The sequence below is a fragment of the Sporacetigenium mesophilum DSM 16796 genome, from assembly GCF_059569055.1.
Genome location: NZ_JCANUR010000033.1, coordinates 1 through 10,139 on the forward strand (window position 1 = coordinate 1; position 10,139 = coordinate 10,139).

Genomic DNA, 10,139 nt, shown 5'->3' on the forward strand with positions numbered 1-10,139 from the left:
GTTAATGCAAATAGAAGTGAAATAGGGCCATGGGAAACTTTTACACTTGTTAACGTTGGAACACAACCACAACCACAACCACAACCACAACCTCAACCTCAACCTTCAGGTAATACTGTAGCATTAAGAGCTACTAATGGAAAATACGTAGCGGCAGAAGATGGAGGTGGAAGAGAGCTAGTAGCAAATAGAGATGAGATAGGACCATGGGAAACATTTAAATTAATAGATAGAGGAAGAAATCAAGTAGCTCTACAAGCTAATAATGGGAAATATGTATCAGCACAAAATCAAGGAAGAGAATTAATGGCAAATAAAGATCAAATAGGCCAGTGGGAAACTTTTACAATAGTAAGACTTCCAGGAAGAATAATAGCTCTAAGATCTAATAATGGTCAATATGTAAGATTAAGACCTAATGATAATAGATTGGTAGCAGATTTTAGACTTCAAGGGTTTAATGTATCACAAAATATATTCTTTGAACTAGTAAATGTTAGAGTTAGAAGATAGCATAAAAAGGGAATGGCTTAGCCATTCCCTTATACTATTTAGCACCTATTATTGCATCTAATTCATCTTCATATATAGTTTCTTTTTCTATTAACTTATTTGCTATATCTTCTAATAGATTTTTGTTTTTAGTTAAAAGGTCTAATGTATCGTGATATAATTTTTTTGACAACTTTTTAGCTTCATTTAGTATTTCACCTTCGTTGAGTTTATCAAACATAGTTAAATTTAACATACCTATATGTTCGCTCATACCATAAATCTCTATTAATTGTCTTATTGTATTTGTGGCTTGTTTTATATCATTAGATGCACCTGTTGTTATTTTATTTTCATCTTTTAGTAAAAGATATTCAGCAATTCTACCACCATAAGCTATTTTTACATTGTTCATAAGGTATTCCTTAGATGTAAGACTTTCTTGTTCTGGAACTCTAAAAGTAACACCACCTGCACCAGATGTAGATGGAATAATTGTTACTTTTGGAATAGAATCCTTGCCAACTAATTTTGCAACTAATGCATGACCTGCTTCATGCCATGCAACTAAATTTCTTTGGTATTCATCTATATGTCTATTTTTCTTTTTATCTCCTTCCATAACTACTCTAAAAAATGCATCGTCTATGTCGTCTTTTGTTATTTCATTATGGCCTTTATTTACAGCTATTATTGTAGATTCATTTATAAGTGTAGCCAAATCTGCACCACTAAATCCAACTGTTTCTCTAGCTAAACTTTGTAAGCTAACATCACTTGATAGTTTCTTATTTTGTGCATATATTTTAAGAATTTCAAGTCTGTCTTTTTGTTGTGGAAGAGGAACGTACACGTGTCTATCAAATCTTCCGGATCTAGTTAAGGCATCATCTAATATATCCTTTCTATTAGTAGCAGCAAGGACTATTATACCGCAACTTCCATTAAATCCATCCAGTTCTGTAAGAAGTGCATTTAATGTTTGATCTTTTTCTCCATTTGAGGCATTTGGACTTCTCTTTGATCCAACTGCATCTATCTCATCAATAAATATAACGCAAGGAGCTATTTTTTTTGCTTCACCAAAGAGTTCTCTAACTCTTTTAGCACCTACACCTACATACATTTCCATAAATTCAGATCCACTTGCATATAAAAATGGAACGTGCGCTTCTCCAGCGATGGCCTTTGCCATCATAGTTTTACCTGTGCCTGGAGGTCCATATAATATAACTCCTTTTGGAAGTTTAGCACCCATTTCATTGTATTTTTGAGGGTTTTTAAGGAATTCAACCAAAAATTCCATATCTTCTTTTACTTCTTCATTTCCAGCTATATGTGTAAATTTAACACTAGATGTAACTCTTCTAGATTTTTTCTTTCCTGATTGTCTAGGCTTTATGAAGTTGTGATAAACAATATATCCAAATAATATTAGAAATACAAGTTGTAACAAGTTGTAGATTAACATATTTGTAGATGTATCTGAATTTGCTTCAACAACTTCTACGTTATTTTTTAGTAGATATTCTTTAAAATCTTCAGTTCTAGGATTATCTGTTGTATATGTTTTTCCTTGTTTATCCGTGAATTTAAACTTAGGATCTACAAAATTTATAGTAACCTTCTCTATATCTTTATTTTGAACCATAGATGTAAAATTGTTATAAGTTGTTTCCTTAATAGATCTTTCTTGCAATGAAGACAAAAGTGTAGTAAACGGTATAAATGGTATTATAAACATTAAAGCTATAATAACGTATAAAGCTATGAACTGCGGATCCCATGGTTTTTTGGGTCCTTTAGAGTTAGAATTATTAGAGTTTTTAGCCATATAAAACCCGAGCCTCCTTAAAAAATAAAGCATAATTATAATAATTATTATGTGACTATATATATTTTTTTATTACTAATAGGAAAAATATATATCCCATAATAATTAATATATTTTTTAATTAATATTGATTAAATTTTGGAAAAATATTATAATTAATACAAACATATGAACAGATATTCATATATTGAATTAAGGGGGACAAAATTATGAAAAACATTGACACTATAGAAAGTTGTAAGTGTAATTTTATACATGAAGATATAGTAAGTGATGCTAGGGATAATATGCCTCAAGAAGAAATGCTATACGATTTAGCTGAACTTTTTAAGGTATTTGGAGATACAACTAGAGTTAAAATACTTTATGCATTATTTTCATCTGAAATGTGTGTATGTGATATTGCAAACTTACTTGGAATGACTCAATCTGCAATATCTCATCAATTAAGAGTGTTAAAACAAGCTAGGCTTGTTAAATATAGAAAAGATGGAAAAGTTGTTTATTACTCATTAGACGATGATCATATAAAACAAATATTTAACTGTGGATTATGTCATATAAATGAAGTTTATGGCAAATAACGGGGGGGAAATTATGGAGATGAGTATAGTAAAAAAAGATTTAATAATAAATGGATTAGATTGTGCTCATTGTGCATCTAAAATAGAAAGTAAGGTAAATGAGTTAAAAGAAGTAGAAAAAGCAACTATGAACTTTATGAATAAAACATTAACCGTAGAAATAAACTCAAACGATATAGATGAAGTTATATCAAAAATAGCTAAAATATGTGATGAAGTAGAACCAGGGTCAACAGTGAGCCTAAAGGGAAGTAAGTCCAAAAAGTCTTATACAAAGATATTTTTACTAGAAGGTTTAGGCTGAGCTCATTGTGCTTCTAGTATAGAAGAAAAGACTAATAACTTAGATGAAGTTAAAAATGCAACTATGAACTTTATGAGTAAGACATTTACTGTAGATATAGACGAAAAATATAATGTTGATGAGGTTGTAACTAAAATAGTAAATATAATAAATACAGTTGAATCCGGAATCAATATAACTATACAAGATAAAAAACAAAACAATAAACATTCACATGAACATACACATGATGAAGGTTTCTTCAAAGAAAATAAAAAAGAGCTTATGATATTAGGTATAGGGGCTTTGGTTTATGTGTTTGGTATATTTGAGTCTTTTATAAATACATCAGAAATTCTAAGTAATATTATATTCTTAATTGCTTATATAGTTGTAGGTGGAGAAGTTTTACTAAGAGCAGCTAAAAATATAACAAAAGGCCAAGTATTTGATGAGAACTTCTTAATGTCAATTGCAACATTAGGTGCAATAGCAATAGGAGAATTCCCAGAGGCTGTAGGGGTTATGCTTTTTTATCAAATAGGAGAGTTCTTCCAGCATATGGCTGTAGATAAATCTAGAAAATCTATATCATCGCTTATGGAAATAAGACCAGACTATGCAAACCTAAAAGTAGGTGGAGACATTAAAGTAGTTTCACCACATGATGTTAATGTAGGAGATTATATAGTTGTAAAACCAGGTGAGAAAGTTCCACTAGATGGAAAAGTAGTAGACGGGAGCTCAATGCTTGATACATCTGCATTAACTGGTGAGTCAGTTTTAAGAGATGTATTTGTAGGAGATGAAGTACTATCAGGGTTTATAAATAAAAATTCACTAATTACTATTGAAGTTACAAAGGAATTTAATGATTCTACTGTAGCTAAGATACTTGACTTAGTTGAAAATGCAAGTAGCAAAAAATCTAAAACTGAAAACTTTATAACAAGATTTGCAAAATACTATACTCCAGCAGTTGTTATTTGTGCACTTGCTATAGCACTTGTACCACCTATATTTACAGAGGCTAAAGATTTAGGGGATTGGTTTTATAGAGGACTTATATTCTTAGTAGTATCTTGTCCTTGTGCACTAGTTTTATCTATACCTTTGAGCTTCTTCAGTGGAATAGGTAATGCATCTAAAAACGGTATTCTTATAAAGGGAAGTAACTATTTAGAAGCACTTAAAAATGTTGAAACAATAGTGTTTGACAAAACTGGTACTTTAACAAAGGGAGTATTTAATGTAACAAAAATAGTACCAAATGGAATAAGTGAAGATGAACTTTTAGAATATGCAGCTATAGCAGAATGTAGTTCAAATCATCCTATAGCTAAATCAATAATAAAATCTTATAACAAAGAAATAATAAAAGACAAAATATCTAAATACGAAGAAGTTCCAGGTCTTGGTATAAAAGTACAATATGAAGATAGTTATATATTAGCTGGTAATTATAAGTTAATGAAAGATGAAAATATAATGTTCTTACCTGTAAGTGAAAGTGGAACAGTCGTTTTTGTAGCTATAAATGGAAGATTCAAAGGATATATAGTTATATCAGATGAGATAAAAGATGATTCAAAAGATGCTATAATTAACTTGAAAAAATCTGGAATAAAACAAGTTGTAATGCTTACAGGGGATAACAAGTTAGTAGCAGAAAAGGTAGGAAATGAGTTAAATATAGATAAAGTTTATTCTAATTTATTACCACATGAAAAGGTAGAAAAGTTAGAAGAAGTATATAATACTAAATCAGAAAAAGGAACTATAGCATTTGTAGGAGACGGTATAAACGATGCTCCAGTACTTGCAAGGGCAGATGTAGGGATTGCAATGGGAGGACTTGGTTCAGATGCTGCAATAGAAGCAGCTGATATAGTTTTAATGACTGATGAAATAAGCAAACTTACTAAGGCTATAGAAATAGCAAAGAAAACAAATACAGTAGTATGGCAAAATATAATATTCGCTCTGGGTATAAAACTTATAGTATTAGTTTTAGGAGCAGGTGGTATAGCTACAATGTGGGAAGCTATATTTGCAGATGTTGGAGTAGCAGTAATTGCTATACTAAACGCTATGAGGGTAATGAAATAGGTAATAAAAAAGTCGCTGTCTTTAAAGACAGCGACTTTTTTATTTTATTCTAATATACTTAAGTTATTAAATGATATTGTTTGAGTTATATCTAGAGAACTTGGTATATAAGTTATTTTAACCAAATCTCCTTCTTTAGTTAAAGTAAGTTCTTGACTTTGTGTTATAGGAGCAGTAATTATCTTATTATAACTATCTAATAATATTGAATAATATGTGTTTCCATCTTGAACAAAGCTATTTATTCTTAGTATCTTTCCAGTTAATTCTTTTTTATCTCCAGTTGAGTTAATTAATATATTTTTACTTGATAGTGTTTTAATATAATTATTCCTAGTTTCTTCTACGTTTTCTCCTACACCTATTAATGTATAATCTTCAACATTTACCATAGCATATGATTTTGTTAAGTCGTTTTTATCTTGTAGAGGTATAAAGTAAGTAGGAGTATTTTCAACTCTCATAAGTATAGGAAATGATCCTGTATATCCTTTTTCTTGAACTTTACCTTCAGCAGATCTCATAGAAGCTTCTTCTGTAGCTCCACTTGATTTAAAGTAAAGTGTTTCCATAGTTCTTGTATCAACTAAATAAAATCCTAAAGAACTATCGTCTTTTCCAATACTAGTAATTCCAGTATAGTAATAACATCTTCCTTCATTATAGACCATTCCAACGCCTTCAGTTGCTTTGAGCTTTCCATTATCGTTAAATGGTGAAAATCCTCTTATATATTCACCTCTATAATTAATGTTATTTCTAACAAGGTTAAGAGGTTGTATTCTATCTACCCATTTAGGGGTATTATCTATATTATATTCTTTTATTTTTCCACTTTGAGCATCTACAATAGCAACTCCAAAAGCTTTTTTTCCACCTAAACCTACAGTGTTTTTATAAATAGTTGCAGTATAATAAGGTTTTAAGTCATCGTCAACTTCAAATGTAAAGTCTGTGTATAACTTAGTAGGGTCATTAAAATATAATGTTCTTTGTAAATCTTGATTTAAAAATGATTTTGGTTGATATTTAAGTTTGCCATCTACAATTTTACTTTCTTTATTGTTTGCATTTACAATTATATATGGAGTACCTAAACTTTTGTTGTTAAACCAAGAAAAGAAATTTTTATGTTCAATTGGAGCAACCCAATAAAGGCGACCTCCTATATTTTGTAAAGTTAAACCTCCTAAATGCGCTCTACTTCCTAAGTTTCCACCATAATCACCAAGCTGTTTATCTGCCACTCTACTTGCAGTCTCTTCCGTAACTATAGGAGCTTTACTTAGATCAAAAGGTTCTATTTCTTTGTTAAATTCTTTTTCTGTAGGATTAGGAAGCAAGTTTTTATAGTCTTTTGCATTAAATATAGGAGACGTTGTAATAAACGCTACTATAAAGCCAATACCGATATAACTTATTAATCCCAATATATAATTTTTCCATAAGATGTGTTTACTAGTAGTTCCACTAAATACAGGGATTAATATTGCTGACAATAAAAATATAAGTACTGAAAAAATAAATATAGATTTTATATCTTTAGCAAATGGAACTAATAAAAAATAATCTGCTATTATAACAAGTAATAAAATAACAAAAACACCTATAATATTGAATTTTTTGCTCATATACATACTCCTTTAAATTTGTTTATAAATAAACTTAACTAATTATACCAATAAATATTATTTATAGTATATAAAATTCTATATTATAAGTATATTCAACTACAACCAGCTTGTTGATAAAAAAAGAAGAGCCATAGGCCCTTCTTAAAAGCGAATTTTATCTTAGTGAGTCTGTAAGAACAACAGGGTGTACCTTCCAATACATATTTTTATTATTCTTTTTTCCTTGTGATACTATTTGGCCTTTTATATATACATCTTCGCCTATTTGAATATCTTTGTTTTTTGCTTCACATACAAGTGTATAAGATAGAGCATCTAAGTTTTTATCTAGGGCACTTTTTAAACTATTATTACCCCATTCGGTGGGAGTACAACTTATTACTATGCTATCTTCTGTTTTATCAACTACAACTCCAACCCAACTTATATACATTCCATTAATAATTTTATTCCAGATTTCATCTTGGTTTTTTAGACTATAGTATTTGTCACAAAAATCTTTAAATGGTAGAGTAGTCCACACCATATCTGGATGCTTTATTGGATGATATGTCTCTAATACATTATCATTGAAATTATTTTCTTCTACATTATATATTAGAGTATTAGATAAATAAGGTTCATCTTTATAATAGTAGTTTATAATTACATTGTTTTTTATTGGTGAATTACTTAGTTTGCCTAAAAGGTCGTATCCAAAATCATTTGTATATTCTTGAATTTCTTTAACTTTTCCTTCATTAAAAATTATATCTACAATATATTCTTTTGATTTTGTAGATATTTTTACATTTGTTTGTAAATGATGATCTTCTTTATAGATTTTATCTAGGGGTAGAACTATACTTTCTATACTGCTGTTACTAGAATAAGTAACTGAAGCTTCTAATACTTTATTAGTTCGCGATACTAAAAGCAAGCTAGATATAATTACAAAAAAAGATAAAGTAAAAATTATAATACCAAACTTATTTAACTTCAATTTCATTATTAACCCTCCTTTTATCCTGATAATTTTATAATGCTTATTTAACAGTTTTATATGTAAGTAATTAAAAACTTTTAGATATTATATCAATTTTAAGTTTTATTACATTGTAGAAAAATTATCAGATTGGAAGAATTTGTGGGTTTGAAACAACAAGTGCGTATGTTACAATTAATTTACAGAAAAGTTACAAATAGTTACAAGGCATGACAAATCTTTTAGACTATACCCCTTTGGTATGGGACCTATAGTCATATGGAAAATCTACTGGAAGAATTTGTGGGTTTGAAAATACAAGTTCATATGTTACAATTAATTTACAGAAAAGTTACAAAAAAGTTACAAAGTTAGATAAAACTAATATTTCTTAAAAATTAATTTTATAGGTTTAAATTAATCAACTAAGTTTAAATCATAAGGAGGATACAAGTTATGATGAAGAGAACAAAGAAAATATTCGCATATGCTATGATAGGTACAATGTTATCAGCTTCAATGGTAAGTGGTGCAGATGCATTAACTGTTAAAACAGTAAAGGTACCATGTAACAATACTACTATAAATAGAAATGTTGACTTTAACAAATTATTTGAGCAACGTTTAAGTGAAATATTAAAAAACTACAATATAAATATAACTAAACCAGAGCCAACAAAACCAACACCGGCTCCAGTACCAACACCAGAGCCAACAAAACCAACACCGGCTCCAGAACCAACAAAACCAACACCGGCTCCAGCACCAACACCAGAGCCAACAAAACCAACACCAGCTCCAGCACCAACACCAGAGCCAACAAAACCAACACCGGCTCCAGCACCAACGCCAGCTCCAACAACTGGGGAGTTTAGTGCATATCAACAAGAGGTTTTAAATATTGTAAATAAAGAAAGAACTTCAAGAGGATTAAGTGCTCTTAAGTTAAGCTCTGAAGTATCTAAAGTTGCTACTATAAAATCACAAGATATGATAGATAAAGGTTACTTTGATCACAATTCACCAACATACGGTTCTCCATTTGATATGATGAAGAAATTCGGTATAACTTATAGATCTGCTGGTGAAAACATAGCAATGGGTCAAAGAACTCCACAAGATGTTATGACTGCTTGGATGAATTCAGATGGACACAGAAAAAATATATTAAACTCTAGCTTTACAGAAATAGGTATAGGTATAGCTAAAGATAAAAACGGAAGATTATACTGGACACAAATGTTCATAGGAAGATAATTATAATATAATATGAAGTGGGATGAAATCTAATTTCATCCCACTTTTTTTAATTTCCACTGCTAAACATTAGCAAGGTCCTGATTTTCAAGGTGGTTGGCGATAATAAAACAATTTCTACCAAAATATGTTTGAATTATCTAAATTGTGGTAAAATGTACTAGGGGAAATATATGCTTATAGAACTGTAAGAAATTGAGATTATTTAATAAATATAAGGGGGGTATCATCTTGGATACGGTAATGGAGTATTCAAAAGCAAAATACTTGACCTATGAAAAGTATAAAGAAGTTTTTGCTTTAGTAATATTTGTTGTAACTATGACTTTAGTAGCAAATAAAAATTATATATTGTTTCACAGTATTATCGATCTTTTTGCTGTAATAGTAGGAGTTGTAATAACCGTAATAGCTTATAATACGTATTCTCTAAATAAAAATAGTTTCATGGGATTTTTGGGCATAGCATATTGTTCTATAGCAGTAATCACTTTTATCCACGTTTTAACATACAAAGGAATGAATATTATTCCAGGGGTTTCAGCTAATACACCTACTCAATTATGGGTTGTTAGTAGATACATACAAAGTATATCTCTTGTTATTAGTTTTAGATATATAAATAAAGAATTAAAATTTAATAAATCCCTACGTATATATGGGATTTTAACTGCGTTATCAATATACATATTGTTTTATACAAACATATTTCCAAATTGTTTTGTAGAAGGAAAGGGCCTAACAAATTTCAAAAAAAATAGCGAATATATAACTATGGCAATATTTTTTATTGCTTCAATTATACTTAAAGCTAATAAAAAGCATTTTGAGAAAAGCCAGTACAATTTAATTTTTACTTCTTTTATATTGGATATTTTAGCTGGAGCTATGTTTACTACATATGCAAGTGTATATGGACAGTCAAACATGATAGGCCATATTTTAAACTTTTTATCTTATTATTTAATATATAAAGCTATTG

At 29.4% G+C, this 10,139-nt stretch carries 9 protein-coding genes; 6 read left to right on the forward strand and 3 right to left on the reverse strand.

Going from position 1 to position 10,139, the window contains the following annotated elements; all coding sequences use genetic code 11:
* The coding region (locus BS62_RS14830; protein ID WP_496492042.1) for a DUF7910 domain-containing protein at window positions 1–513 on the forward strand (513 nt) is incomplete at its 5' end.
* Between the two features lie 34 nt (window positions 514–547).
* Here BS62_RS14830 and BS62_RS14835 read toward each other — a convergent pair.
* Window positions 548–2,326 (reverse strand): ATP-dependent metallopeptidase FtsH/Yme1/Tma family protein, encoded by a 1,779-nt coding sequence (locus tag BS62_RS14835; RefSeq protein WP_496492043.1) that lies wholly within the window; start codon window positions 2,324–2,326, stop codon window positions 548–550.
* A 209-nt stretch (window positions 2,327–2,535) separates the two neighbouring features.
* On the opposite strand from BS62_RS14835, the gene BS62_RS14840 reads away from it, so the two are divergent.
* The 3 genes from BS62_RS14840 (at window position 2,536) to BS62_RS14850 (ending at window position 5,302) form a co-directional block, all read left to right on the forward strand.
* Window positions 2,536–2,910, forward strand: coding sequence for an ArsR/SmtB family transcription factor (locus tag BS62_RS14840; protein ID WP_496492044.1), 375 nt, complete (start codon window positions 2,536–2,538; stop codon window positions 2,908–2,910).
* Between the two features lie 13 nt (window positions 2,911–2,923).
* Complete coding sequence (locus tag BS62_RS14845; protein ID WP_496492045.1) at window positions 2,924–3,214, forward strand: cation transporter; 291 nt, start codon at window positions 2,924–2,926, stop codon at window positions 3,212–3,214.
* Between the two features lie 63 nt (window positions 3,215–3,277).
* A complete protein-coding gene (locus tag BS62_RS14850) occupies window positions 3,278–5,302 on the forward strand; it encodes a heavy metal translocating P-type ATPase (RefSeq protein WP_496492046.1) in 2,025 nt (674 codons plus the stop codon).
* Between the two features lie 44 nt (window positions 5,303–5,346).
* Here the strand turns inward: BS62_RS14850 and BS62_RS14855 are convergent, their stop codons facing one another.
* The gene (locus tag BS62_RS14855) at window positions 5,347–6,933 is read right to left on the reverse strand and encodes a hypothetical protein (RefSeq protein WP_496492047.1); all 1,587 of its coding nucleotides are present in this window, start codon (window positions 6,931–6,933) and stop codon (window positions 5,347–5,349) included.
* A 157-nt stretch (window positions 6,934–7,090) separates the two neighbouring features.
* Window positions 7,091–7,924, reverse strand: coding sequence for a hypothetical protein (locus BS62_RS14860; RefSeq protein WP_496492048.1), 834 nt, complete (start codon window positions 7,922–7,924; stop codon window positions 7,091–7,093).
* 432 nt (window positions 7,925–8,356) lie between these two features.
* Between BS62_RS14860 and BS62_RS14865 the strand changes: the two genes are divergently transcribed.
* Window positions 8,357–9,157: a CAP domain-containing protein gene (locus BS62_RS14865; RefSeq protein ID WP_496492049.1), complete on the forward strand. Its 801-nt coding sequence runs from the start codon at window positions 8,357–8,359 to the stop codon at window positions 9,155–9,157.
* A gap of 231 nt (window positions 9,158–9,388) precedes the next feature.
* Window positions 9,389–10,139, forward strand: a 751-nt coding sequence (locus BS62_RS14870; protein WP_496492050.1) for a membrane-associated sensor domain-containing protein, incomplete at its 3' end; no start/stop codon positions are given.

Bases quoted from the DNA above. Each gene is read 5' to 3' on its own strand.
- BS62_RS14845 (WP_496492045.1), top strand. From the start codon at position 2,924: ATGGAGATGAGTATAGTAAAAAAAGATTTAATAATAAATGGATTAGAT.
- BS62_RS14860 (WP_496492048.1), bottom strand. From the start codon at position 7,924: ATGAAATTGAAGTTAAATAAGTTTGGTATTATAATTTTTACTTTATCT.
- BS62_RS14855 (WP_496492047.1), bottom strand. From the start codon at position 6,933: ATGAGCAAAAAATTCAATATTATAGGTGTTTTTGTTATTTTATTACTT.
- BS62_RS14840 (WP_496492044.1), top strand. From the start codon at position 2,536: ATGAAAAACATTGACACTATAGAAAGTTGTAAGTGTAATTTTATACAT.
- BS62_RS14850 (WP_496492046.1), top strand. From the start codon at position 3,278: ATGAACTTTATGAGTAAGACATTTACTGTAGATATAGACGAAAAATAT.
- BS62_RS14865 (WP_496492049.1), top strand. From the start codon at position 8,357: ATGATGAAGAGAACAAAGAAAATATTCGCATATGCTATGATAGGTACA.
- BS62_RS14835 (WP_496492043.1), bottom strand. From the start codon at position 2,326: ATGGCTAAAAACTCTAATAATTCTAACTCTAAAGGACCCAAAAAACCA.